Genomic DNA, 22,268 nt, shown 5'->3' with positions numbered 1-22,268 from the left:
CGACGCCAGCCCTCGGGGTGATCCGGGCCACGGCGCCGGCGGGCGGCGGCCTCGTCCCGAGGCTCGCCGCGTGCCCGCGTGCCCGCGTGCCCGCGAGCCCGCGAGCGGGGAGGGGGACGGGGGTCCTTCTAGGCTCTGGAGGACGGCCGTCGAGGAGGGCAGCACCAGTGACCGCGCAGCACACGCAGGGCGAGACCTCCCCGGACACCCCCGCGGCGGCGCCGGCCGGAACCCCCGAGCGGACGCGCGACGCCGACCGCACCCGGGCCGAGATCCTCGCCGTGGCCACCGCCGAGTTCGCCGACCGCGGCTACGCCGGGGCCCGCATCAACGAGATCGCCGACAAGCTGAGCACCACCAAGCGGATGATCTACTACTACTTCGGCGGCAAGGAGCAGCTCTACGTCGCCGTCCTGGAGCAGGCCTACAGCCGCATCCGCAGCCTCGAGCAGCAGCTGGACGTCGAGCACCTCGACCCGGTCGAGGCCATCCGCGAGCTGGCCGGCCTGACCTTCGACCACCACGAGGCCCATCCGGACTTCATCCGCCTGGTCAGCATCGAGAACATCCACCGCGCCGAGCACATCACCCGCTCCGAGGCGCTGTCGGGGCTGGCCAACCCGGCGCTGGACGTCCTCGGCACCATCCTCGAGCGCGGATGGGGGGCGGGGCTGTTCCGGGACGACGTGGACGCGCTCGACGTCCACCAGGTGATCAGCGCCTACTGCGTCTTCCGGACCGCCAACCGGCACACCTTCGGCGCCATCTTCGGCCGCGACATGCTCGACCCCGCCCGGCGCGAGCACCAGCGCCGGATGCTCGGCGACCTCGTCGTCGCCTACCTCACCGCCCACTGAGCCCTCCCGACATCCCGTCGGGACCGGGACTTGACACGGTGACGGCGATCACCTCACCATCTGGTACGTAACCAGTTGGTACATAAGCCGCTGGGGACACCGCGCCGGCCCCGAACCCGGGGCCAGGGCGGCACGGGGGGCCGGGGATCCCGGCCGCCGCCCGCTGCACCGCACCGCCGACCATCCCGGGCACGCCCCGGACGCCCCGACCGGCACGACGAGATCGCTGCCGCCGCGCCTCCTCAGGAGACCGACATGAGCACGACCCCCGCCACCGGTGGGACCACCCACGCGCACACGCCGCGCAAGGCCGCCATCGCGAGCTTCGTCGGCAGCATGCTCGAGTACTACGACTTCTTCATCTACGGCGCCGCCGCCGGGCTGGTCTTCCCGCAGGTGTTCTTCCCCGAGAGCGACCCCAGCACCGGGATCCTGCTGTCGCTGGCCACCTTCGGCGTCGCGTACGTCGCCCGGCCGCTGGGCGCGGTCGTCATCGGCCACTTCGGCGACAAGGTCGGCCGCAAGAAGATGCTCGTGCTGACCCTGCTGCTCATGGGCGTCTCGACCTTCCTGATCGGCGCGCTGCCGTCCTACGGCGCGATCGGCGTGGCCGCCCCGATCCTGCTGGTCCTCATGCGGATCCTGCAGGGCCTGTCGGCGGCCGGCGAGCAGGCCGGCGCCAACTCGATGACCTTGGAGCACTCGCCCGAGGGCAAGCGCGGGTTCTTCACCAGCTTCACCCTCGTGGGCACGCAGGCAGGGCTGATCCTGGCCAACCTGGTCTTCATCCCCTTCGCGCTGCTGCCCGAGGATCAGTTCCTCAGCTGGGGCTGGCGGATCCCGTTCTTCCTGTCCGCGGCCGTCGTCGCCGTCGGCTACTGGGTGCGCCGCTCGCTGCCCGAGACGCCGGAGTTCGAGCGGGCCAGCGAGGAGCACGAGGTCGCCAAGCTGCCCGTCGCCGTCCTGTTCCGCGACCACTGGGCCTCGGTGCTGCGGGTCGTCCTGTGCGCGCTGGTCTCGGTGGTCAGCACGATCGTCGGCACCTGGGCGCTGGCGCAGGGCACCAGTGACGCCATCGGCATGGAGCGGTCGACCCTGCTGTGGATGATCGTCGTGGCCAACGTGATCGCGCTGGGCACGCTGGTGCTGTGGGCGCGGCTGTCGGACCGCATCGGCCGCCGTCCGGTGTTCGTCTTCGGCGCCCTGGGCTCGGCCGTGGCGATCTTCCCCTTCCTGTGGGCGGTGCAGAACGGGAACGTCGCGCTGGTCTTCGTCTTCGGCATCCTGATCTCCGGCGTCACCTACTCGGCGGCCAACGGCATCTGGCCCTCCCTGTACGGCGAGATGTTCGACACCCGGGTCCGGTACTCCGGCACGGCGATCGGCACCCAGATCGGCTTCGCCCTCGGTGGCTTCTCGCCGCTGATCGCGGCCGCGATCGTCGGTGACGGCCCGAGCGGCTGGGTGCCGGTGGCCGTCCTGACCGCCGCTGCCGCCACCGTCGCCGGGCTGTGCGCCCTCACCGCCCGGGAGACCGCGCACGTGCCGATCGAGGAGCTCGGCCGCAAGGACACCACGCCGCGCGACCGCTCCTTCGTCGGCGCCTGACCCAGCCACCCCTCCCGGGGGGGGGGGCGGCGGGGGCGGGGGGGGGCGGGGGGGGCGGGGGGGGGGGGGGGGCGGGGGGGGGGGGGGGGCGGCCCGGGGCGCGGGGGGGCGGGCGCCCCCCCCCCCCCCCCCCCCCCGGCCGCCCCGGGCGGGCCCCCCGCCCCCCGCGGCCCGTTCCGCGGAGGTCTGCATGCCCGTCCTCGTCGAGACCACGACCGGGCCCGTCACCGGCCGGCTCGCCGACGGCGTCCGCAGCTGGCGTGGCGTCCCCTACGCCCGCGCCGAGCGCTTCGACCCGGCGTCCCCGGTGGCGGCCTGGCGCGAGTGCCTCGACGCCACCGGCCCCGGCCCGGTCGGCCTCCAGTACCTGCCGGACGGGTCGCCGGCCGGCACCGAGGAGTGCCTCACCCTCGACGTGTACGCACCGGCCGGGGCGGACGGCCCGCTCCCGGTGCTGTTCTGGGTGCACGGCGGCGCCTTCCGGACCGGTGCCGCCGCCGACTACGACGGCTCGGTGCTGGCCGCGGCCGGCCCGGCGGTCGTCGTCGCGGTCTCCTACCGGCTGGGCCCGCTCGGCTTCCTCCAGCTGGGCACCGCCGGGGATCCCGAGCCCAGCCCGGCGATGACCGACCTGCTCGCCGCGCTGGACTGGGTGCAGCGGGAGGTCGCCGGTTTCGGCGGGGACCCGGGCCGGCTGACGCTGGTGGGGCAGTCGGCCGGGGCCAGCCTGGTCTGCGCCCTGCTGGCCACGCCGGCCGGGCGGCGCGCCCGCGCCGCGATCGCGCTCTCGATCGGCGGGATGCCCCACGAGCCGGCCGAGAGCGCGGAGGTCGCCGGCCGGGTGCTCGCCCGCCTCGGCGTCCCCCGCACCGACCGGGCGCGGCTGCGCGACCTGCCGGCCGAGGCCGTGCTGGCCGCCGCCCGCGCGGCGGCCGCCGCCAGCACGCGGGAGTACCTGGGCGGGGTGTTCTTCGCCCCGGTCCTCGACGGCGCCGTCCTGCCCGAGAGCCCGGTGGACGTCGTCGCCCGCGGGACCCTGCGCGACACCGTCCTGTGGCTCGGCTCGTGCCGCGACGAGATGGCGGTGTTCCTGCGGCACGGCGCGGACGACGCCGCCGCGGTGGCGCGCGCCTCCGTCGGGGACGCCGCCTTCGACCGCCTGCTGGGCGTCTACACCGCGACCGCGCGCCCGGGGGAGGACCCGCTGCAGGCGCTGCTCACCGACGAGATGTGGGCCCGGCCCGCGTGGCGGCTGGCCGAGGCGCAGGCCCGGGCCGGTGGCCGGGCCTGGCTCAGCCGGTTCGACCACGCGCCGGCGCTGCCGCCGTTCGACGTGCTGGGCCCGACCCACGGCGCGGACAACGCCTGCCTCTGGGCGCGCCCGCCGCGGTTCGTCGAGCGGCCGCTGCTGTCCCGCCCGGCCGCGGACATGACCCCGGCCGACGTCGCGGTCACCGCGGCGCTGCAGGGGTCGGTGCTCGCCACGGTGCGCGGCGGGACGCCCGCGGTCGGCGTCCTCGACCCGTGGCCGGCCTACGAGCCGGCGGCCCGCTGCACGGCGGTGTTCGACGCCGCCCCGCGGGTGGAGTCCGACCCGGACGGCGAGCGCCGCCGCGCCTGGGACGGCGCCTGACGCCGGTCAGTGCAGGCGGGCCCGCCAGTCCGCCGGCACCCGGCCGCGCGGCCCCGGTGCCGGCTGGTCGGCCGGGTGGGCCAGCGGAGGCGCGAGGTCGGGCCCGGACACCGCGCGCTCGCGGGAGAAGTCCCAGAACCAGCCCTCGCCGGGCTCGAAGCTGCGGACGACGGGGTGCCCGGTGGTGGCCGCGTGCTCGCGGGCGTGCCGGGACGGCGAGGAGTCGCAGCAGCCCACGTGGCCGCACTGCGCGCAGCGGCGGAGGTGGAACCACCAGCCGCCGGTCGCGTCGCACTCCAGGCAGCCGGTCCCGCTCGGCGGCACCGTCGGGTCGATCCCCGCGACAGCGGTCATGGCGGCGTCCTCCCGTGGGGCGGCGGTCGGCGCCCACGGTAGGGACGGCGGACCGTCGCGGGAACCCCGTCGTGCCCCCGGCCGGGGCGGCGCGCCGGTCAGCGCGGCCGGATGGTCACCCGCGGCGTGGTCAGCATGGCCTTCAGTGCGCCCAGCAGGCCCAGCACCGGGACGGCGGCGGCGAACCACGTGCCCAGCGCCAGCCGGTCGGGGTCCCAGCCGGCGTCGGCCAGCAGCGCGAGGACGGCCGTGAGCGCGCCGAGCGACACGAGGAGGGCGAGCACCCCGACGAGCCGGTGGGTCCGGGCGCGGCGGAACAGCAGCAGCCCCAGGAAGAACAGCACGACCCCGCTCAGGACCACCGCGAGCGGTGCCCACTGCTCGACGGGGCCCAGTTCGCCGGAGCCGGAGGCCAGGGCGTCGGCGCCGCGCCAGGCCAGCGCCAGGCCGGTGGTGTCCAGCCCCTCTCCCCACGGGACCCAGAGGCTGACGTTGGCGGCCAGTGCCGCGAGGAGCAGGGCGACGGCGCCGATCCGCTCGGGACGCCGCAGGACCACCAGTCGCACGGGGAGGTCGAGCGGGCCGGCGGGCCGCTCCGCCAGCGCCACCGACTGCGGCTCCGCGCCGGCCCCGGCCGCACCGGTGTCCCGGGGCACCTCGGGCAGTGCCCCGTCGCGCGGCACCTCGGGCAGCGCACCGTCCCGGGGCACCTCGGGCACGGATCCCTCCGGGAGCCGCACGGTGCCGTCGTCCTCGGGCGGTTCGGGTGGGAAGCCGAGGATGGTCGGGTCGCCCTCGGCGGACGGGGCCGCGACCGGGGCGAGGGGGACGGTCTGCTCGTCGCCGGCCGCGGTCTCCCCGCGGGGCATCGGCTCGCCGGGACGGTGGGGCTGGCGCTGCTGGTCGGTCACCGGTTCCTCCGATGGTGCGGGCGCGGGGAGACGCCCGGCGCCGAGCGTAGGACGGCCCGGGCCGCCGCAGCAGGGGGAACGGAACGGCGCCGGCCGCCTCCGTCCGCGTGTCGGGGCGACGCGCCGACGAGCGCGTCCGAGCCGCGGCCGGGCGGGCCCGCCGACGCGTCCGCGAGGGGTGTCGCCGCAGCCGGAGCCGGGGCTAGCGTGGTCGGCGCGGGGCGACCGGGAGCCCGGGTCGCGGGGCGCCGCCGCACCCGTCGCTGCACCCGTCGCTGCACCCGGCAGGCCGGACAGGAGGCCGTCATGGGCAAGCCGGTCCTGCTCAGCGTGGACGACGACCCGGGGGTCTCCCGGGCCGTCGCCCGCGACCTGCGCCGCCGCTACGGCGAGGACTTCCGCGTCCTGCGGGCCGCCTCCGCCGACGAGGGGCTGTCGGCGCTGCGGGAGCTGAAGCTGCGCGGGGACCCGGTCGCGGTGCTGCTCGCCGACTACCGGATGCCGGAGATGAACGGCATCGACTTCCTCGAGCGGGCGATGGACCTCTTCCCCCACGCGCGCCGGGCACTGCTCACCGCCTACGCCGACACCGACGCCGCGATCGCCGCGATCAACGTCGTGGACGTCGACTCCTACCTGCTCAAGCCGTGGGACCCGCCCGAGGAGAAGCTCTACCCGGTCGTCGACGCGATGATCGAGGCCTGGCGGGAGAGCCCGGACGGCGGCTTCGAGGGCGTCAAACTGGTCGGGCACCGGTGGTCGGCGCCCTCCTTCCGGGCGCGGGACTTCCTCGCCCGCAACGCCGTCCCCTACCGCTGGTACAGCGTCGACGAGCCCGAGGGGCAGCGGATCCTCGCCGCCGCGGGCGCCGGTCCGGACGACGTCCCGGTGGTGGTGACCTCCGACGCGCAGGTGCTGCGCCACCCCAGCGAGGCCGAGCTGGCCGCGGTCGCAGGCTTGGGCGTGGAGCCGCAGGCGGACTTCTACGACCTGATCGTGGTCGGCGGCGGCCCGGCCGGGCTGGGCGCCGCGGTGTACGGCGCCTCGGAGGGGCTGCGCACGGTGCTCGTCGAGCGGCAGGCCACCGGCGGCCAGGCCGGCCAGAGCAGCCGCATCGAGAACTACCTCGGGTTCCCCGACGGCGTCTCCGGCGGGCAGCTGGCCGACCGCGCCCGGCGGCAGGCGGTCAAGTTCGGCGCGGAGCTGCTGCTGGCCCGCGACGTGGTGGCGCTGGAGGAGCACGGGCCCAAGCGGGTGCTGCACCTGGACGACGGCCGCCGCATCGGGGCGCACGCGGTGGTCCTGGCCACCGGCGTCTCCTACCGCAGCCTGGGCGTGGCCGGCGTCGACGACCTGACCGGGCGCGGGGTGTTCTACGGCTCGGCGATGACCGAGGCGGCCGAGTGCGCCGACCGGGACGTCTTCATCGTCGGCGGGGCCAACTCCGCGGGCCAGGCGGCGGTCTTCTTCTCCGGGTACGCGCGCTCGGTCTGCCTGCTGGTGCGCGGCCCGTCCCTGGAGGCCTCGATGTCGGCCTACCTCATCGAGCAGATCGCCGCGATCCCGTCGATCAGCGTGCGCACCAGCACCACGGTGGCGGCCGCGCACGGCGACGGGCACCTGGAGGCCATCACCGTCGAGGACGCGCGCAGCCGGGAGCGGGAGACCCTGCCGTCGAGCCACCTGTTCGTCTTCATCGGCGGCGCCCCGCGGACCGCCTGGCTCGACGGCGCCGTCCTCCGCGACGAGCGCGGCTTCATCCCCACCGGGCCCGCGCTGCTGCGCGACGGGCGCCGTCCAGCAGGCTGGCCGCTGGACCGCGACCCCTACTTCCTGGAGGCCAGCCTGCCCGGCGTCTTCGTCGCCGGCGACGTGCGGTCGGACTCGGTGAAGCGGGTCGCCTCGGCCGTCGGGGAGGGCGCCATGGCCGTCACGCTCGTGCACCGGTACCTGGAGCAGCGGTGACGGCGGCCCCGGCCCGGATGACCCCGGCCGAGCTGCGCGAGCTGTTCCTCTTCACCGACCTCGACGACGCGCAGCTGGCGTGGGTGGCCGCGCACGGCGACGTCGTCGACTGCCCGGCCGGCGCCACCGTCTCGGTGGAGGGCGAGCCGGCCGACTGCTTCTACGTGCTGCTGGACGGGACGATGAGCATGGTGCGGCTCGTCGGCGGCAGCGAGGTCGAGACCGTGCGGACGTCGCAGCGCGGCGTCTACTCCGGAGCCGTGCAGTTCTACATCGGCGACCGGATCGCCCAGACCTACCCCGGCACGGTCCGGGCGGTGACCGACTGCCGGTTCCTGGCGCTGCCGGCCGCGGAGTTCGAGGCGGTGTTCCGCCGCTGGTACCCCATGGCGGTGCACCTGCTCGAGGGCCTGTTCTTCGGCCAGCGCAACATCGCCGAGCTGGTCAGCCAGCGGGAGCGGCTGCTGGCCCTGGGCAAGCTGACCGCGGGGCTGACCCACGAGCTGAACAACCCCGCCGCCGCGGCGTCCCGGGCGGCGGCCGCGCTGCGCGACCGGATCGCCGGGATGCGGCACAAGCTGGCGCTGCTGGCCAGCGGGAAGATCGACGGCACGGTGCTGCGCGACCTCACCGGCCTGCAGGAGGAGCTGGTGGCCCGGGTCGGCACCACTGCGGAGCTGACCGCCATCGAGCGGTCCGACCGCGAGGACGAGCTGGCCGACTGGCTCGACGACCACGGCATCGGCGGCGCGTGGGAGCTCGCCGCCGTGTTCGTCCCGGCCGGCCTGGGTCCCGCGGACCTCGACCGGGTGGTGGACAGCGTGGAGCCCGGCGCCCTCGAGGCCGCGCTGCGCTGGCTGTCCTACACCGTCGAGACCGAGACGCTGCTGGTCGAGATCGGCGAGAGCACCGCCCGCATCTCCGGGCTGGTCGACGCCGCCCGGCAGTACTCCCAGCTCGACCGGGCCCCGCACCAGCCCACCGACCTGCACGCCGGGCTCGACGCCACCCTCGTCGTCCTCGGCGCGAAGATCCCGCCGGGGGTCACCGTGGTGAAGGACTACGACCGCGCCCTGCCCCTCGTGCCGGCCTACGCCGGGGAGCTGAACCAGGTGTGGACCAACCTCGTCGCCAACGCGCTGGACGCGATGGCGGGGGAGGGGACGCTCACCCTGCGCACCGCCCGGGACGGCGACTGCGCGCTGGTCGAGGTGGCCGACACCGGTCCGGGCATCCCGGAGGAGCTGCAGCGGCGGGTGTTCGAGCCGTTCTTCACCACCAAGCCGGTCGGCCAGGGCACCGGCCTCGGCCTCGACGTCTCCTGGCGGATCGTGGTCACCCGGCACGGCGGGGACCTGCGCGTGCAGTCCCGGCCCGGCGACACCCGCTTCTCGGTGCTGCTGCCGCTCGCCGAGGGCGCCACCGCGCCGGCCGCTCGTGAGGCGGAGGCGGGCGCCGGCTGACACGCGGAGGATGGTGGGCGGGCGGGCACCCGGCCGCCGCCCCCCAGCTGCGTGGAGGCGCCCGCGTGTCCCAGCCCGCCGTCGGCACGACCCCCTCCGGCTCCGGCGCGCCCGCGGCCGACCCCGACGGTCACCGGCCGGACCCGCGACGCTGGCGGGCGCTGTGGGTGACGCTGGTCGCCGGCTTCATGAGCCTGCTCGACGTCAGCATCGTGTCGGTCGCCCTGCCGTCGCTGCAGCGGGACCTCGGCGCCTCCCCGGCGACCGTGCAGTGGGTGGTGTCCGGGTACGCCCTGACCTTCGCGCTGGTGCTGGTGCCCGCCGGCCGGCTCGGCGACGCGCTGGGCCGGCGCCGGATGTTCCTCGTCGGGCTGTCGCTGTTCGTGCTGTGCAGCGCCGCGGCGGGGGCCGCGCCGACGGTGGAACTGCTGGTCGCGGCCCGGCTGGCGCAGGGGCTGGCCGCCGGGTGCCTCGCCCCGCAGAACTCGGGCCTGATCCAGCAGCTGTTCCGCGGCGCGGAGCGAGGGCGGGCGTTCGGCCTGTTCGGGGCCACCGTCGGGATCTCGACGGCGGTCGGGCCGGTCGTCGGCGGGCTCATCCTGGCGCTGGCCTCCGGCCCCGGCGGCTGGCGCTGGATCTTCTACGTCAACGTGCCGATCGGCGTCGTGGCCCTGGTGCTCGCCTGGCGGCTGCTGCCCCGCGGCGGGACCGGGCGGCGCGGGCGCATCGACCTCGGCGGGGTGCTGCTGCTCGGCGGAGCCGCGCTGTCGCTGCTGCTGCCGCTGGTGCAGGCGGAGGCAGGCGGGCTGGCCCGCCTGTGGTGGCTGTTCCCGGCCGGCGTCGCGGTGCTCGCCGGCTTCGTGGCCTGGGAGCGGCGGGTGGTCACCCGCGGCGGTGAGCCGGTGTTCGACCCCCGCCTGGTCACCGAGACCCGGGGGTACGCCATCGGCGCGGCGCTGGCCACCGTCTACTTCGTCGGCTTCAGCGGCATCTGGCTGGTCTTCGCGCTGTTCTTCCAGACCGGCCTGGACCTCACGCCGCTGCAGTCCGGCCTGGCGGTGACGCCGTTCGCCCTGGGCGCCGCGGGATCGGCGGTGGTGGCCGGGCGGGTGGTCGAGCGGTTCGGGCGCGCGATCACCGTGGTCGGGCTCGCCCTGGTGATGGCCGGGCTGGCGGCGGCCGCCGTCGTCCTGCTCACCGTGCCGCCGTCGGCCGCGGCGTGGGCGGCCGCGCCGGCGCTGCTGGTCGGCGGGATCGGCGGCGGCTGCGTGATCTCCCCGAACGTGACGATGACGCTGCGCGACGTCCCGGTCCGGATGGCCGGCGCCGCCGGCGGCGGGCTGCAGACCGCGCAGCGCTTCGGCGCCGCCATCGGCACCGCCGCGCTGCCGGGCCTGTTCTACGTCGTCCTCGGCGCGACCGGCGAGGACCACCCCGCGGCGGCTGCCGCCGGGCTGGCCGTGGCGGTCGCCGGGGTCGGCGGCGCCCTCGTCCTCGCGGTGGTCGACCTGCGCCGCGACCGGCGGCGGGACGCCGCGGAGCGGGCGGACCGCGACGACGCCGAGCGGCACGGCCACGCCCACCCCTGAGGCGGCAGGTCAGCCGCCCCAGATGTCCTCCACCAGCCGGCCGGCGCCGCTCAGCCCGGCGAGCCAGGCCTGGGCGTCGCCCTCACCGGCCGAGGTCTTGGCGCGGAAGACCTGCACCAGCGCGCTGCGGACGCCGGGGGCGATCGTCGCGGCGTTGCCGCAGACCAGGACGACGGCGTCGTGCTGGAGCAGCTCCCAGACCTCGTCGGCGCAGTCGAGGATCGCGTCCTGGACGTAGCGGCAGGGGCGGCCGTCCTCCCGGGAGAAGGCGTTCTCCACCCGCACCAGCCCCCGCTCCTCGAACCCTCGCAGCTCGTCGGCGTAGAGCAGGTCCGAGCCCGGCTCGCGGCAGCCGAAGACCAGCAGGGACCGCGCCACCGGGATGCCCTTCCCGTGCTGGGCGGCGCGCTCCTGCAGGAACCCGCGGAAGGGCGCCAGCCCCGTCCCGGCGCCGACCATGAACATCGGCACCTGCGGGTCCTCCGGCGGCCGGAACGGGATCGTGGGCTCGCGGACGAAGACGAACACCGTGGCGTTCTCCGACAGCTGCGCGAGGTGGCCGGAGGCGACCCCGGTGAAGGTCCCGTCCCCGGAGCGGGCCGGGGCCCGCAGCACCCCGGCCGTGATGCTGCAGGTGTCGGGGTCGGTCAGCGGCGAGGAGGAGATGGAGTAGTACCGCGGTCGCAGCGGCGGGAGCATGTCGAGGTACTCCTCGAACGGCAGCGCGCACGCCGGGAACTGCTCCAGCAGGTCGATCACCGAGCGGTTGGGTTCGTGCACCTCGGCCCGGTACCGCCCGTCGTCCTCCGCCAGCTCCTGCAGCGCCGCCCGCTGCTGCGGGTCGCCGGTGTACCGGGCGAGGACCTCGATGTCGTCCCGGGTGGCGACGTCCTGCAGCTCGACGCAGCTGCCGAGCACGCCGAGCACGGGCGCCGGCTCGTCGATCGGCAGGTGGGTGTGCGACCCCGCGTTCGGGATGATCGTGACGTACTGGCCGGCGTCCAGGCCGAAGTGGCCCATGACCCGGCGCAGCAGGTCGATGCTGTTGCGCGGCAGCACGCCGAGGTGGTCGCCGGCGCGGTACCGCTGGTCCTCGGGCAGGGCCACCTCGAGGTGCCGGGTGGACCTCCCGGGGGTGCCGTACGGACCGGCGGTCAGCAGCTCCCGGTTGGCCAGCACCCGCGCCGGCTGCGCCCGGTAGGACAGGACCAGCGGGTTCGTGAGCTGCCGGTTGGTCAGCGTGATGGACAGCCGCGGCCCGGCGGGCGCCGTGGCCGCGACGTCGTCGGGCAGGTCCAGCGCGCGGGCCACGGTCGCCCAGAGGTCCCCGTGCCAGGCGCGGTACTCCGCGTCGAAGTCCCCGGCGGCGTTGCCCTCGCCGCGGGGGTGGGCCCGCTCGGCGCCGTGGGCCTCCAGCTCCCGGTCCAGCAGGGTGGGCACGGCCTGGTAGGTGCTGGCCCACTCGGTGTTGCCACAGCCGAAGACGGTGTAGGTCACCCCCGACGCGGCCCCGGCGGGGGCGGTGCTGATCCAGCGGCAGAACTCGGCGGCGTTGTCCGGCGGCGTCCCGTTGTAGGAGGAGCAGACCACGAGGAGGGCGCCGCCGGCGGGCAGGTCGTCGACGTGGTCGTCGAGGGTCCCGAGCGTCACGTCGAAGCCGCGCTCGGTGCCCTCCTGGGCCAGCCGGGTGGCGAGCGACTCGGCGGTGCCCAGGTTGGAGCCGAACAGCACCGTCAGCTTCGTGCCGTGCCGCGCGACCGTGGGCACCGGCTCGGCCACCGGGGCGGCGGCCGGCTCGGCGGTCTCCGGCCCGGTCCGCTGGACTGGGATGCCGTACGGGACGTCCCGTCGCGGCAGCACGCGGAGGTGGAAGTCGTCGGGCTTGATGGTGAGGGTGGTCTTGGTGCGCAGCTGGTAGCCGCGGTCGTCGACGAAGTCGAACCGCTGCAGCAGCATGCCCAGCACGAGGGTGGCCTCCTGCAGCGCGAACTGGCGGCCGATGCAGGCCCGCTGGCCGGTGCCGAAGGGCTTGTAGGCGTGCGGCGGCAGCGCGGCCAGCCGATCGGCCGCCACGTGGTCGGGGTCGAAGTCCGCGGCGTCGGGGCCCCAGACCGAGGTGGCGCGGTGCAGCGCGGGGGTGAGGACGGTGATCGGGGTGTGCGCCGGGATGGCGTACCGGCCGCCGATCACGGTGTCCTCGAACGGCGCCCGCGTGAAGCCCGGTGCGGTCGGCCACAGCCGCAACGACTCGTCGAGCACCTGCCGGACGTAGCGCAGCCGCGTCACCTGCTCGAAGGTGGGTGCGGGCGTCCGGCCGAGCACGGTGTCGACCTCCGCGCGGGCCCGCTCCAGGTACCGCGGGTTGGCCACCAGGTAGTAGAGGGCGAACGACAGCAGCCCCGAGGTCGTCTCGTGCCCGGCGATGAGGAAGGTGATGCACTGCGCGCGGATGTTGCGATCGGGCAGCCGCTCGCCGTTCTTGTCGACCCCGGTCAGCATCCGGCCGAGCAGGTCGGTGGTGTCCGCGGCCTCCCCCTGCGCCCGCCGCTCGGCGATGAGCCGGTCGACCAGGTCGTTCATGAACGCCTGGTCCTCGTCGAGCTGCCGCTGGGCACGGACCCTCAGCCGGGTCTGGAGCGGCAGCTGCCGGGCGCGGGCCTGGGACTCGGTCAGCGTGCGGATCATCGCGTCGACGAACGGGTGCGGGGTCTCCCGGTAGAAGGAGTTGAACCGGTAGCCGAAGCCGCACAGCGCGATGGTGTCGAGGGTCAGCCGGGTCATGTCGGCCGGGACGTCGACCTCCTCGCCGGCGTTGAGCCGCGACCACTTCTCCACCAGCTGCTCGGCGATGTCGAGCATCTTCGGCATGTAGTCGCGCATCGCCTGCAGGCTGAACGGGCTCATCAGGATCTCGTGCGCCCGGCGCCAGAGGGGCTCGTCGGTGTCGGAGGTGAACAGCCCGGTGTCGAGCGCGTCCTTCCTCAGGTTGGCCAGCCCGCCGCTGACCAGCTTGTCGAAGCGCGCGTCGTCGCAGACCTCCGCGACCAGCTCCGGCCCCGAGACGATCAGCCGCGCGCCGCCCGGGACGGTCAGGCGGTAGACCGGCCCGTACTCCTCGGCCATCCGCATGAGGCTCTCGAAGGGGCTCGCCGTGTCGATGTCGAAGACGTTGCCGAGCACGGGCACACCCCGCGGGCCGGGGATCTCGTCGAGGGCGATGGTGGCGGTCACAAGGACCCTCCTGTCGGCCGGCGCACCAGCAGCACGGTGCTCAGCAGCAGCACCCAGGCCGGGAACACCAGCAGGATCGCGGGGTGGAAGGTGACGCTGACCAGCAGGAAGGCGGCCAGCAGGTAGCTGACGACGGCGAGCGGCCGGGGCAGCATCCCGGCCGCGGACGCCAGCCGGGTCGTGGTGAGCATGTACATGCCGGCGGCCCTGACCCCGTAGACGAAGACCAGGGCGTACCCCACCGACGACAGCGCGCGGGCGACCTCCGGGCCCGGGAGCGGGGCGTCGGAGAAGCGGGTCAGCAGCGCGACCGCGCCCGTGGCCGCCGTGCCGACGTAGAGCATGGCGACGAACAGCACGCCGGCCGCCAGGTTCAGCCAGTGCGGGACCTCGCTCCACGACCGCGGCCGGCGGACCTGGAAGGCGGTCCGCATCGCGGTCGCGTGCCACAGGCAGGCGATCCCCGCGAAGGGCACGACGTACAGGCCGAGGACGGTGAGCGGATCGGCGCCGCCGTCGTAGAAGTCGGCGTAGGTGCTGTCCGGGTCGGCCAGCCGCGGGATCCGGCTGACGAGGACCAGCCCCACCACCAGCAGGAGCGCGAACACGATGCCCGCCCACCCGGCGGTCCGGGTGTGCGCGGCCACCAGCCGCTCGGTGCTGGGCTCCGCCGGCGCCGGGCTCGCTCGATCGGCCCGTGTGCGTGTCGGAACGCGCATGGCGCCTCCGGCGGCCGCCGGCCCCGGCGACCGCGTGTGCGGTCTCGCCCACCCGGCAGGGAGGAACCGCACACTCGTACACCTGCCGGCAAACCCGGTCAACGCGTCCGCGGGCGGCTCACCGGCCGGGCGGCCGGTCCCTCACGGGGTCCGCCGGGCCGCCCACTGCGGGTGAGCCGGGCCCTCCACCTGCGCGGCGTCATGGCGGGGGCGCCGGGCCGTCTCCAGGGCGTGACGATGAGGCTCATCCGGCCCGCGACGCCGGCTCCTGCCCCGCCGCGCGCGCCGCTCCCCACGGTCCTGGTCGCCGACGCCCACCCGGTGCTGCGCCGCGTGGTGCGGGACTGTCTGGAGGACACCGGCGACCTGACCGTCGTCGCGGAGGCCGAGAGCGGGGACGAGCTCCTCGCCGCCGGCCTGCGCACCCGGCCGGCCGTCGTCCTGGTCGACCCGGAACTCCCCGGCACCGACCCGCTCCAGGCCGCGCGGGAACTGCTCGACGTCGCCCCGCGCACGCGGGTCGTCGTCCACGCGCGCTGCTTCAGCCTGGTCACGTTCTCCCGGGCCCGGCGGCTGGGCGCCGTCGGCTACCTGCTCAAGGGCGCCGACCTGGTCGACCTGCCGCAGCGCATCCGCGAGCTCGCCGCGGGCGGCACCGCCTGGACCCCCCGGGCGATCCGCCAGGTGGACGACGAGGGGTGAACCCTCCCCTCAGGCGACGAGGACGACGACGAGGGTGCGCGGCCCGTGCACGCCCTCGACCCGGTTCAGCTCGATGTCGCTGGTCGCCGACGGGCCGCTGACCATCGTGAGCGGTGCGGTGGGGTCCAGCCGGGTCAGCGCCTCGGGCACCCCGCCCACCACCTGCGCGGCCTCGACGACGCAGACCAGGCAGTCGGGCAGCAGCGACAGCGCCCGCCGCCCGGACAGCGGGCCGCCGTCGAGCACCAGCGTCCCGGTCTCGGCGACGGCCACGGCCACGCCGGTCACGGTGGCGGCGAACGCGGTCAGCCCGACGGCCGGCCGGCCGTCGTCCTCGCGGACCCCCTCGGGGCGCCAGGCGGCCGGCAGCCCGGGCGCGACGACGACGTCCGCCGCGGCCCAGCCGGACCCGAGCCCCGCGGAGAGGGCGGCGGACACCGTGGCGGCGACGTCGCCCGGTGCGGCGCGCAGCACCGTCGCCCGGTAGTCCTCCAGCCGGTCGGTGAGGACGTCGAGCAGCTCGGCGCCCGACCGCCCGTCGGCTGTCCGGTAGGCGCGGGCGACCTGCGGCGCCGGGCGGTCGGGGCCGAGCGCGGTGCGGATCCGCGCGAGCACCTCGTCACGGGAGCTCATGCCCCGTGCTCCCGCGCCCACTGCTGGGTGAACGTCTCCCGCGGCGGGGCGGGCAGGTCGCGGCTGCGGGTCCACCCGGAGACCGGCGGCGGCAGGGCCGCGGGCAGCGTCGGCCGGCCGCGGGCCAGGAGCCGGCCGAGCCCGGCGGCGCGCTGGGCCAGCCGCCACAGCCGCGGGTGCGACATCGCCCGCGACAGCGCGCGGAAGGCCGCCGCCTCGGGGGTGACCCGCTCCTGGGCCTCGACGTGCTCGGCGCGCAGGTGCACCAGGATCGACGGGATGTCGATGGCCACCGGGCACGCGTCGAAGCAGGCGCCGCACAGCGACGAGGCGTAGGGCAGCGACGCGTTGTCCTCGACCCCGGTGAGCTGGGGACTGAGCACCGCACCGATCGGGCCCGGGTACACCGAGCCGTAGGCGTGCCCGCCGGTGCGCTCGTAGACCGGGCACACGTTGAGGCAGGCCGAGCACCGGATGCAGTGCAGCGCCTCGCGGCCCACCTCGTCGGCGAGCACCGCCGTCCGCCCGTTGTCGAGCAGCACGAGGTGGAACTCCTGCGGGCCGTCGCCGGCGGTGACGCCGGTCCACATCGACGTGTACGGGTTCATCCGCTCGCCGGTGGAGGAGCGGGGGAGCAGCTGCAGGAAGACCTCGAGGTCGCGCCAGGTCGGCACCAGCTTCTCGATGCCCATGACGGTGATCAGCGTGTCGGGGAGGGTCAGGCACATCCGGCCGTTGCCCTCGGACTCGACCACCGCCAGCGTGCCGGTCTCGGCGACGGCGAAGTTGGCGCCGCTGATCGCCACCCGCGCCCGCAGGAACCGCTCGCGCAGGTGGGCACGGGCCGCCATCGCCAGCCGCCGCGGGTCGTCGGGCAGGTCGCGGTCGGCGTCGGGGCCCTGGAACTGAGGCATGGTGCGCAGGAAGATCTCGCGGATCTCCGCCCGGTTCTTGTGGATCGCGGGCACCAGGATGTGGCTCGGCGCGTCGTCCCCGAGCTGGACGATGAGCTCGGCGAGGTCGGTCTCGTGTGCGGTGATGCCCGCGGCCTGCAGCGCCTCGTTGAGGCCGATCTCCTGGGTGGCCATCGACTTGACCTTGACCACCTCGTCCGAGCCGGTGGCCCGCACCAGCCGGGTGACGATCTCGTTGGCCTCGGTGGCGTCGCGGGCCCAGTGCACCGTGCCGCCGCGCTCGGTGACCCGGGCCTCCAGCGCCAGCAGGTGCTCGTCGAGCCGCGCCATGGTCGCCGCCTTCAGCGCCTTGCCGGCCTGGCGCAGCTCCTCCCAGTCGGGCACCTCGCCGACCACGGCGGCCCGCTTGGCGCGGATCGTCGAGGTGGCGTGGCCGAGGTTGGCCCGCAGCTGGCCGTCGCGCAGCGCGTCGCGCGCGGCGTCCGGGAAGGGCCGGTCGCCGCGCAGGTGGCCCACGCCCCGGGGGGCGGTGGGGATCGCCGGCATGCCGAGGTGGACGGCGGTCACGCGGGCACCGCCGGCCTGGTCGTCTGGTGCGGGGTCACGGCGTCCGTCGGGGTGGTGGGGCGGGTGGACAGCTCCGTCGAGGCGAGGATCTCGGCCAGGTGCACGGTGCGGGTGCCCGAGCGCAGCCGGGACAGCCCGCCGCCGATGTGCATCAGGCAGGAGGCGTCGCCGGCGGTGCAGACCTCGGCGTGCGTGGACAGCACGCCTGCCATCTTGTCGGTGAGCATCGCGGTGGAGGTGTCGGCGTTCTTCACCGCGAACGTGCCGCCGAAGCCGCAGCACTGGTCGGCGCCGGGCAGCTCCACCAGCTCCAGCCCGCGGACCGCGCGCAGCAGCCGCAGGGGCCGGTCGCCCACCCGCAGCAGCCGCAGCGAGTGGCAGGTCGGGTGGTAGGTGACGCGGTGCGGGTAGTAGGCGCCGACGTCGGTGACCCCCAGGACGTCGACCAGGAACTGCGACAGCTCGTACGTCCGCTCGGCCAGCGCCTCGGCGTCGGCGGCCAGGGCGTGCTCCCCGGCCCGGCGCAGCACGGTCGCCTGCTGGTGGTGGATCGAGGCCACGCACGAGCCGGACGGCGCCACCACCGCCTCGGCCCCGGCGAAGGCCCGCACGTGGTTGGCCACGATCGGCACCGCCTCGCGCCGGTAGCCGGTGTTGACGTGCATCTGCCCGCAGCAGGCCTGCCCCGGCGGGACGACGACCTCGTGGCCCAGCCGCTCCAGCAGCGTGGCGGTCGCCCGCGCCACCTGCGGCACCATCGTGTCGACCAGGCACGTCGCGAAGAGCGCAACCCTCATGTGTCCTCCCCGTCCCCGCCGGTGCGGCGGTCGGTCCTGCTCGACTCGCGGACGACCAGCACCGGCTGCTCGTGCTGCCGTGTGCGCCGACGAGATCATGGCCCACCAGCGGCCGCCCGACCGCGCGGTGCCGCCGTCCTCCGGCCCGTGGTCGCGACGTCCGGCCCGGGTGTCACATCCGGTGCCCGGCCGGCGTCTCCATGGCGCAGACACGGAACCGGAGGAGGAGCGATGACCAGCGGCACCAGGATCCCGAAGGCGGAGCTGACCGGCGTCCACGGCGCAGTGGTGAGGCGGGTGTCCCGCAGGGTGTTCGGCAGCGTGCCGGAGCCGGTCGAGGTCGCGTGGCACAACCGGGAGGTGCTGGGGTTCAGCTTCGCCGTCGGCCGCAAGGCGCAGAGGTGGCACCGGTGCGACGCGAGCCTGAAGTCGTTCGCGCACATGGCGGTGGCCAGTCTGGTCGGCTGCAGCTTCTGCCTGGACCTCGGCTACTTCCAGGCCGGCAACGAGGGACTGGACCTGACCAAGGCCCGCGAGGTGCCGCGCTGGCGCGAGTCGGAGGTGTTCACGCCGCTGGAGCGGGAGGTCATGGAGTACGCCGAGGCGATGACCCGCACCCCGCCCACGGTGACCGACGAGCTGTCCGCGCGCCTGCTCGACCAGCTCGGTGCACCCGCGCTGGTGGAGCTGACCGCGTACATCGCGCTGGCGAACCTCTACACCCGCACCAACACCGCCTTCGGCATCGAGTCGCAGGGCTTCGCGGCGTCCTGCGACCTCCGGCCCCTCGCGGCACCGTCGACGACATGACCGACGACCCGTTCGTCGTCCACCGCAGCCTGCTGTTCACCGTCGCCTACGAGATGCTCGGCTCCGCCGCCGACGCCGAGGACGTCGTCCAGGAGACCTGGCTACGGTGGGCCGACGTCGACCGGACCGAGGTGCACTCCCCGCGGGCCTACCTGATCCGCATGGTCACCCGGCAGGCGCTGGACCGGCTGCGGTCGGTGTCCCGCCGCCGGGAGGATTACGTGGGGCAGTGGCTGCCCGAGCCGCTGCTCACCGCCCCCGACGTGGCCGACGACGTCGAGCTCGCCGAGAACGTCTCGATCGCGATGCTCACGGTGCTGGAGACGCTGGGGCCGGTCGAGCGGGCGGTGTTCGTGCTGCGCGAGGTGTTCGAGACGCCGTACGAGGAGATCGCCGAGGCGATCGGCCGGACCCCGGCCGCGGTCCGGCAGATCGCCCACCGTGCCCGCGAGCACGTCGCGGCGCGGCGGCCCCGGATGCAGGTGGACCGGGCCGAGCAGCAGGCGGTCGTCGAGCGGTTCATGGCCGCCGTCGCCACCGGCGACGTCCAGGCGCTCGTGGCGGTGCTCGCCCCGGACGTCGTGCTGGTCGCGGACGGCGGCGGGCTGGTGGCGGCCGCCCGGAGGCCGATCACCGGCGCCGACCGGGTGGCGGCGTTCCTCGCCCGCGCGGTGGAGCTCCCGGACCTCGTGGCGAGCCCGGCCTGGCTCAACGGCATGCCGGGCATCCGCATCGACGCGGGTGGCGAGCCCACGGCGGTCGGTCTGGTGGTCGAGGACGGGCGGATCACCCGGCTCTACGCGATCCGCAACCCGCACAAGCTGGGCGGGCTGGCGGAGGTGGCCGACCTGCGGCGGTGACCGGCGGGGTCGCAGCGCGGCGAGGTGGCGCGCAACCGCAGCGTGGTCGCCGGGCGGGCGCCCCCGGCGGCCACGCACGGGTGCCCGCCGGGCACCCCCGTGGGGCCTACCGTGCCCTTGCTCGACGCACGCCGCGAGGAGGTCGCCATGCCTGTCGTGCTCGTCCACCAGGGACCGACCCTCACCCAGGAGCGGTACGAGGAGACCGTCCGCCGGCTCACCGGTTCCAGCGGTCGGCTGGAGAAGCCGGCCGACTGGCCGGTCGACGGTCTCCTGGTCCACGCCGCGGGGCAGGGCCCCGCCGGCTTCCGCGTCGTCGACGTGTGGGAGTCCGAGGACGCCGCCCGGCGCTTCGGCGAGAAGCTCCTGCCCGTGCTGCAGGAGGTCGGCATCACCGAGCAGCCGGAGCTGTACCCCGCCCACACGTTCGTCTCGGCCTGACGCCGGAGCTCTCCCCGTCGCCGTGTCGTCGGCGCCCGGCCGGGGGCGGCGGATCTCAGTCCTCCGACCGCAGCTCCTGCACCTGCGCGGCCTCGCGCTCGGCGAACTCGCGGGAGCTGGCCGCCTTGCGGCGGAGGCGTTCGGCGGCCTCCGGGTGTTCCCGGGCGAGGTCCTCGAGGCTGCCCGCCAGCCGCTCCTCGGTGCCCGCGATGGACGCGGCGGTGGCGGCCAGCCGGGCGGAGAGCTCCTTGTGCCGTTCGGCGAGGCGGCGCGTGCGGCCTCGCAGCTCGGCGCACTCGTCGGCGAGTTGCCGGGTGCGGTCCAGTTCGCCCTCCATGACCTCTCCTCGGCGCAGGGTCCGTGCCTTCCCAGGGTGAGCCGCGCGCCGCCGTTGCGACAGCCCTCCCGGGACGTCGTCCGGCCCCTCCCCGGCCCGGTCCGCGGCGGCCGGCTCCTGCTCGACGACCGGCGGGTCAGGCGGGCACGCGGACCCACTCCCGCAGGCGGGTCGTGGCCAGCCCGGCCAGCACCGCACCGGTGGCGTTGAGCGCGGCGTCGACGGGTGAGACGACCCGGCCGAGCGGCAGCGCCCACTGGAGCAGCTCGATGCCGCCGGCCACGGCCAGGCCGGCCGCGGCCAGCCGCCCGGCGCTGCCCAGCCCCGGCCGGCGCAGCACCGCCAGGACCGCCAGGGGGCCCAGCAGGAGCAGGTTGCCGAGCAGTTGCAGCAGCGTCGCCTCGGAGTCCAGCCCGGTGGCGTACCAGCGCAGCTCGGTCAGTGGCGCGCCCCACGCCCAGCCGCTGCCGCCGGCCGGGGTGAGCGTCAGGACGGCCACCGCCAGCGCGGCGGCCACCAGGGCGACGTCCAGGGCGGTGCGGCGGTCGGCGTCCATGCCCCGACGGTGCCGCCGCGCGCCGGGAGCCCGCTGGCAGCGACCTGGACGGCGGCTGTCAGCGGGCCCGGCGGCTCACCGGCGGGCGCACCACTGGCGGACCCAGGCCCGGCCGTAGTCGTTGCCGTGCGGGGTGCGCAGCACGGTGTGGACGTGGAAGGGCTTCGGGGTGTCGTAGTCGAGGAAGACCCCGCGGTGGTGGTCGAGCTCGGCGATGAGCACCGGGGACTGGAGGCGGTAGTAGAAGACGTCGCCGGGGGCGTGGCCGCCGATCCAGGAGAACCAGGTCTCGTCCAGGTGCGCCTCGACCTCGCGCAGCCGGGCCGCGCGCGGGCCCTCGGGCAGCAGCCGGACGAACGTCGCGACGACGTCGAGCACCCGCCGCCGGGCCGCGTCCGGCACGTCGGCCACGGGTATGCCCTCCACCGGGATGACCCGGTTGTCCTGGAACGCACCGGCCAGGTGCCGCTCGTCGCCGGGGTGCACCCGGCCGGGCGGCATCGCCGGGTCGACCATCTGCTGGTAGACCGTCGCCGCGCGCCGCTGGTCGGGGTCCAGGGCGGCCATGACCGCCAGCCCGGCGTGGATCCGGTCGGCGAACAGGTCGGCCAGGCCGGCGTGCGGTCCGGCGTCGATCTCGTCGGGCTCGGCGCCGAGGAAGACCGGCGAGACCACCATCCGGCCCTCGACGACCAGGCAGTTGACCGCGCAGTGGTGGCCGTAGAGCTGCCAGCCCCACGGCGCGCGCAGGTCGGGGGTGCCGTAGAGGGCGATGTTGTAGCTCCACTCGCCCAGCACGGTGGGCAGGTCGACGACCTCGCCGAGGAAGCCGTTGACCAGCATCATCGCGTGCACGGAGGCGAAGCCCTCGGGGGAGAGCGAGGCGCGGACCAGCGCCAGCGCCTTCTCGCGGACGGCGTCCGGCTGGAACTCCAGGCGCAGGCCGGTGTCGAACTGCAGGAACTCCGGGTTGGCCCAGGTCTGCCACTCGACGGCGTCGACGGGGAAGGAGATCCGCGCCCGGCCCGCGTCGTCCAGGGCCGCGAGCAGGTCCTCGGCGGCGGCGACCATGGCCTCGACCGGCGCCTCCTCGCCGGGGCGGGCCGGGTCCAGCGGGTACAGGCCCTCGCGCAGGGTGCCGTCCTCGGTGACGCCGCGGAACTCGTTGCGGTACAGCGGGGTCCAGCCCTCGACCAGGCCGCCGGTGAACGTGCCCGGCGTCCGGGCGTGCTCCCGGTAGGTGTAGGGGTCCATGCCGCGGACCTCGGCCAGCCGCGGGTGGTCGTGCGGGAACAGGTACTGGCGGAACTCACCGGACACG

General features: G+C 75.7%; 20 protein-coding genes. 10 read left to right on the top strand and 10 right to left on the bottom strand.

The features are described 5' to 3' along the window. Window positions 1-167 precede the first annotated feature (167 nt). The 3 genes from ACI784_RS06475 (at window position 168) to ACI784_RS06465 (ending at window position 4,098) form a co-directional block, all read left to right on the top strand. Window positions 168-857, top strand: coding sequence for a TetR family transcriptional regulator (locus ACI784_RS06475; protein WP_457012867.1), 690 nt, complete (start codon window positions 168-170; stop codon window positions 855-857). Between the two features lie 255 nt (window positions 858-1,112). Beyond that, window positions 1,113-2,465, top strand: a complete 1,353-nt coding sequence (locus tag ACI784_RS06470) for an MFS transporter (protein ID WP_456923431.1) — start codon at window positions 1,113-1,115, stop codon at window positions 2,463-2,465. A gap of 190 nt (window positions 2,466-2,655) precedes the next feature. Next, window positions 2,656-4,098 carry a carboxylesterase family protein gene (locus ACI784_RS06465; RefSeq protein WP_457012866.1) on the top strand — a complete coding sequence of 481 codons (1,443 nt, stop codon included), beginning with the start codon at window positions 2,656-2,658 and terminating at the stop codon, window positions 4,096-4,098. A 6-nt stretch (window positions 4,099-4,104) separates the two neighbouring features. Here the strand turns inward: ACI784_RS06465 and ACI784_RS06460 are convergent, their stop codons facing one another. Further along, window positions 4,105-4,452, bottom strand: coding sequence for a UBP-type zinc finger domain-containing protein (locus ACI784_RS06460; RefSeq protein WP_456923430.1), 348 nt, complete (start codon window positions 4,450-4,452; stop codon window positions 4,105-4,107). 98 nt (window positions 4,453-4,550) lie between these two features. Next, window positions 4,551-5,363, bottom strand: coding sequence for a hypothetical protein (locus ACI784_RS06455; RefSeq protein ID WP_456923429.1), 813 nt, complete (start codon window positions 5,361-5,363; stop codon window positions 4,551-4,553). A 306-nt stretch (window positions 5,364-5,669) separates the two neighbouring features. Here ACI784_RS06455 and ACI784_RS06450 point away from each other — a divergent pair, with 306 nt between their 5' ends. The 3 genes from ACI784_RS06450 to ACI784_RS06440 all read left to right on the top strand — a co-directional run bounded on the left by ACI784_RS06450 (window position 5,670) and on the right by ACI784_RS06440 (window position 10,380). Then, window positions 5,670-7,328, top strand: a complete 1,659-nt coding sequence (locus tag ACI784_RS06450; RefSeq protein ID WP_456923428.1) for an FAD-dependent oxidoreductase — start codon at window positions 5,670-5,672, stop codon at window positions 7,326-7,328. Then, window positions 7,325-8,791 carry an ATP-binding protein gene (locus tag ACI784_RS06445; protein ID WP_456923427.1) on the top strand — a complete coding sequence of 489 codons (1,467 nt, stop codon included), beginning with the start codon at window positions 7,325-7,327 and terminating at the stop codon, window positions 8,789-8,791. Before ACI784_RS06450 ends, ACI784_RS06445 begins: the two co-directional genes overlap by 4 nt. A 65-nt stretch (window positions 8,792-8,856) precedes the next feature. Next, window positions 8,857-10,380, top strand: a complete 1,524-nt coding sequence (locus ACI784_RS06440) for an MFS transporter (protein WP_457012865.1) — start codon at window positions 8,857-8,859, stop codon at window positions 10,378-10,380. Between the two features lie 9 nt (window positions 10,381-10,389). Here ACI784_RS06440 and ACI784_RS06435 read toward each other — a convergent pair whose 3' ends face one another. Together ACI784_RS06435 and ACI784_RS06430 are read right to left on the bottom strand one after the other, a co-directional pair. Continuing rightward, window positions 10,390-13,611, bottom strand: coding sequence for a bifunctional cytochrome P450/NADPH--P450 reductase (locus ACI784_RS06435; protein WP_456923425.1), 3,222 nt, complete (start codon window positions 13,609-13,611; stop codon window positions 10,390-10,392). Next, complete coding sequence (locus tag ACI784_RS06430; protein ID WP_456923424.1) at window positions 13,608-14,330, bottom strand: hypothetical protein; 723 nt, start codon at window positions 14,328-14,330, stop codon at window positions 13,608-13,610. Before ACI784_RS06430 ends, ACI784_RS06435 begins: the two co-directional genes overlap by 4 nt. A gap of 237 nt (window positions 14,331-14,567) precedes the next feature. Between ACI784_RS06430 and ACI784_RS06425 the strand changes: the two genes are divergently transcribed. After that, window positions 14,568-15,032, top strand: a complete 465-nt coding sequence (locus tag ACI784_RS06425; protein WP_456923423.1) for a response regulator — start codon at window positions 14,568-14,570, stop codon at window positions 15,030-15,032. Between the two features lie 9 nt (window positions 15,033-15,041). On the opposite strand, the gene ACI784_RS06420 is transcribed toward ACI784_RS06425, so the two are convergent. From ACI784_RS06420 to ACI784_RS06410, 3 genes are read right to left on the bottom strand one after another with little or no spacing between them, the layout of a single operon-like run. Next, the gene (locus ACI784_RS06420) at window positions 15,042-15,665 is read right to left on the bottom strand and encodes a LutC/YkgG family protein (protein WP_457012864.1); all 624 of its coding nucleotides are present in this window, start codon (window positions 15,663-15,665) and stop codon (window positions 15,042-15,044) included. Continuing rightward, entirely contained in the window at window positions 15,662-17,146 is a 1,485-nt protein-coding gene (locus ACI784_RS06415; RefSeq protein WP_456923421.1) for a LutB/LldF family L-lactate oxidation iron-sulfur protein, read from the bottom strand. The genes ACI784_RS06420 and ACI784_RS06415 overlap by 4 nt, the downstream gene beginning before the upstream one ends. After that, the gene (locus ACI784_RS06410) at window positions 17,143-17,943 is read right to left on the bottom strand and encodes a (Fe-S)-binding protein (protein WP_457012863.1); all 801 of its coding nucleotides are present in this window, start codon (window positions 17,941-17,943) and stop codon (window positions 17,143-17,145) included. The genes ACI784_RS06415 and ACI784_RS06410 overlap by 4 nt, the downstream gene beginning before the upstream one ends. A 231-nt stretch (window positions 17,944-18,174) precedes the next feature. On the opposite strand from ACI784_RS06410, the gene ACI784_RS06405 reads away from it, so the two are divergent. From ACI784_RS06405 to ACI784_RS06395, 3 genes are all read left to right on the top strand, one after another. Then, window positions 18,175-18,753, top strand: a complete 579-nt coding sequence (locus ACI784_RS06405) for a carboxymuconolactone decarboxylase family protein (protein ID WP_457012862.1) — start codon at window positions 18,175-18,177, stop codon at window positions 18,751-18,753. Further along, window positions 18,750-19,613 carry an RNA polymerase sigma-70 factor gene (locus ACI784_RS06400; protein WP_457012861.1) on the top strand — a complete coding sequence of 288 codons (864 nt, stop codon included), beginning with the start codon at window positions 18,750-18,752 and terminating at the stop codon, window positions 19,611-19,613. The genes ACI784_RS06405 and ACI784_RS06400 overlap by 4 nt, the downstream gene beginning before the upstream one ends. A 147-nt stretch (window positions 19,614-19,760) precedes the next feature. After that, window positions 19,761-20,054, top strand: a complete 294-nt coding sequence (locus tag ACI784_RS06395; protein WP_456923416.1) for a hypothetical protein — start codon at window positions 19,761-19,763, stop codon at window positions 20,052-20,054. Window positions 20,055-20,109: 55 nt separating this feature from the next. Here the strand turns inward: ACI784_RS06395 and ACI784_RS06390 are convergent, their stop codons facing one another. The 3 genes from ACI784_RS06390 to ACI784_RS06380 form a co-directional block, all read right to left on the bottom strand. Beyond that, entirely contained in the window at window positions 20,110-20,391 is a 282-nt protein-coding gene (locus ACI784_RS06390; RefSeq protein ID WP_457012860.1) for a hypothetical protein, read from the bottom strand. A gap of 136 nt (window positions 20,392-20,527) precedes the next feature. Next, window positions 20,528-20,947, bottom strand: coding sequence for a VanZ family protein (locus tag ACI784_RS06385; protein ID WP_456923414.1), 420 nt, complete (start codon window positions 20,945-20,947; stop codon window positions 20,528-20,530). Window positions 20,948-21,022: 75 nt separating this feature from the next. Further along, complete coding sequence (locus tag ACI784_RS06380) at window positions 21,023-22,267, bottom strand: DUF3500 domain-containing protein (protein ID WP_457012859.1); 1,245 nt, start codon at window positions 22,265-22,267, stop codon at window positions 21,023-21,025. Window position 22,268: the final 1 nt, after the last annotated feature.

Source organism: Geodermatophilus sp. SYSU D01186 (assembly GCF_054050215.1).
This window is presented reverse-complemented; position numbering and strand designations above follow the sequence as displayed.

Bases quoted from the DNA above. Each gene is read 5' to 3' on its own strand.
- ACI784_RS06470 (WP_456923431.1), top strand. From the start codon at position 1,113: ATGAGCACGACCCCCGCCACCGGTGGGACCACCCACGCGCACACGCCG.
- ACI784_RS06465 (WP_457012866.1), top strand. From the start codon at position 2,656: ATGCCCGTCCTCGTCGAGACCACGACCGGGCCCGTCACCGGCCGGCTC.
- ACI784_RS06460 (WP_456923430.1), bottom strand. From the start codon at position 4,452: ATGACCGCTGTCGCGGGGATCGACCCGACGGTGCCGCCGAGCGGGACC.
- ACI784_RS06450 (WP_456923428.1), top strand. From the start codon at position 5,670: ATGGGCAAGCCGGTCCTGCTCAGCGTGGACGACGACCCGGGGGTCTCC.
- ACI784_RS06430 (WP_456923424.1), bottom strand. From the start codon at position 14,330: ATGCGCGTTCCGACACGCACACGGGCCGATCGAGCGAGCCCGGCGCCG.
- ACI784_RS06425 (WP_456923423.1), top strand. From the start codon at position 14,568: ATGAGGCTCATCCGGCCCGCGACGCCGGCTCCTGCCCCGCCGCGCGCG.
- ACI784_RS06420 (WP_457012864.1), bottom strand. From the start codon at position 15,665: ATGAGCTCCCGTGACGAGGTGCTCGCGCGGATCCGCACCGCGCTCGGC.
- ACI784_RS06410 (WP_457012863.1), bottom strand. From the start codon at position 17,943: ATGAGGGTTGCGCTCTTCGCGACGTGCCTGGTCGACACGATGGTGCCG.
- ACI784_RS06405 (WP_457012862.1), top strand. From the start codon at position 18,175: ATGACCAGCGGCACCAGGATCCCGAAGGCGGAGCTGACCGGCGTCCAC.
- ACI784_RS06400 (WP_457012861.1), top strand. From the start codon at position 18,750: ATGACCGACGACCCGTTCGTCGTCCACCGCAGCCTGCTGTTCACCGTC.
- ACI784_RS06395 (WP_456923416.1), top strand. From the start codon at position 19,761: ATGCCTGTCGTGCTCGTCCACCAGGGACCGACCCTCACCCAGGAGCGG.
- ACI784_RS06390 (WP_457012860.1), bottom strand. From the start codon at position 20,391: ATGGAGGGCGAACTGGACCGCACCCGGCAACTCGCCGACGAGTGCGCC.
- ACI784_RS06385 (WP_456923414.1), bottom strand. From the start codon at position 20,947: ATGGACGCCGACCGCCGCACCGCCCTGGACGTCGCCCTGGTGGCCGCC.